General features: G+C 47.7%; 2 protein-coding genes. Both read right to left on the minus strand.

Annotation, left to right across the window (positions count from 1 at the left end):
- A partial coding sequence (locus KDK19_RS15295) for a hypothetical protein (RefSeq protein ID WP_257292293.1) occupies positions 1-1136 on the minus strand: 1136 nt, incomplete at its 3' end.
- 132 nt (positions 1137-1268) lie between these two features.
- Positions 1269-1741 (minus strand): hypothetical protein (locus tag KDK19_RS15300; RefSeq protein ID WP_257287842.1); only part of this gene is annotated, 473 nt, incomplete at its 5' end.

Below are 1741 nucleotides of genomic sequence, written 5' to 3' on the forward strand. Positions count from 1 at the left end.
AGTTTTTCAGCCAGGTGATATTTGTCCATGACCTCCCAATGCCGCACCAAAGTCATATCAATATCAAGATTCCAATAAGGCCTGCAAAGGATTTCTTCACTGGCATTGGGGTGCTTGCCACTCATGCTCAGCAGCAGTTTTTCAGCCTGCTCGTTTTTTCCCATTAGCTGCCAGAGTCGTGCCAGAGCCAGATCAATTTCATCATCTCCACAGGCTTTACAAAGTAACGCCTCACTGTTGTTGGATCGCTTGCCACTCATTTTCAGTAGCAGGTCTTCAGCCCATTCATACAGGTCCCTCTCCTGCAAGAGTCGCACCAGGGCAATATTGACGGTATGGAGTTGTTTACGCAGTCTTTCTGCAACGCCTCTGTATCGATGTGACTGCAGCATTTCGGTCAGCTCTGTTTTCATGTTCACCAGCAGTGTTTCAGTCATCTGGTGTTTTTTCATAAGCTGCCACAGTCGTGCATTGGTGACATCAGCGTCAAAATTGTGAGATTTCTGGCAAAGGATCTCTTCATCAGCGTCGGGATTTATGTTTCTCAGTTTTAACAGTCGTGTTTCAGCATCAGGAATCAATCCAAGCGCTATTTCACAGCGGCTCAGGGTCAGGTCAAGGTTAGGAATTCTGGAAGCCCCGAGTTCAGTCAATGGTTCTTCCGACCTGAGTTTTTGCAGAAGAGAACAGGCTTCTTTCTGTTTTTCCGGGGTTTGCTCTTTCAGCGATCTTGCCAGCCCTATGGTTGCGTTTCGTTCGTCGGCCTGGTTGAGTTGGCCCCGGTATTCTTCTAAGGTGGACCGGAATGTTTCTTCTGCATCGGTGAAACATTGGTTTTTTAGTGCTTCGTAAGCCTGGCTGATGTTTTCTTCAGCCGCAATGGGCGATTGCTTCTTTCTTGAGGGCTGCAAACCCCGGGAAGAAGGTACCCCGTGTGCAGTGGTTTGCCGACGATGAATATCCTGGCCGTTCGAAAACCGGTTCTCCCACGAACGACGAGGAACAAACGGTAGCGCATTCGGGTTTAAATCAGATGCAGGCTTTCTGTCCTGATGAGCGTCCTGATCGGATTCAGGCAAGCGATGTTGTGACGGTTGCGATGTTGAACCGTAGGCTGGTGGTAATCCGTAACTCATGCAAAGTGACCTCCCTATGCTCTTAAGACAGCAAACATACATAAGAGTTCATCCAAGCGCCTTAATTACCTGATCCTTTGGAATTCAATATTGCTGGCTCATTGGCCAGACTCTTATTTTCGCCGCAGGCGCTTATGTTTGCTGTGCCTGATTCTTCACCTTTTCAACAGCTCTGGCTTCGATGATTCGCCAAATGTCGTAAGCTTTAAACTTCTCTCCCCGTCCGGGGTCAAGGGTTTCGGCTTTTTTGAACCATTCGCTCCAAACGTCTTTACTGTAATTCATCATTCTGAGACAGTGGGCTTTTTGCGAACAGGCGCTTGCATTCCTGGGGTATTTCTCCAGTACGGATTCTGCATACTCAAGCGCCTTTTTAAGGCTATCCTGTCCTGTCTCAGGGTCGCCATCTGCTATCTGCCGGGAAGCCAGACTGAAATAATGGATCGAAGTTAACAGTATTCTATTGGCGCTTTCCTGATACCCAGTCATCATTTCCATGAACCTTGCTGTTCCGGCATAGGTACTCAGCAGTGCCAATTCACATTCACTCGTATGGTATAAATCACAGCAGCGATGAATCAGTCTTTGAGCCCGTTCATTTTTAT

The organism is Endozoicomonas sp. ONNA1 (genome assembly GCF_024606325.1).
GTDB lineage: Bacteria > Pseudomonadota > Gammaproteobacteria > Pseudomonadales > Endozoicomonadaceae > Endozoicomonas_A.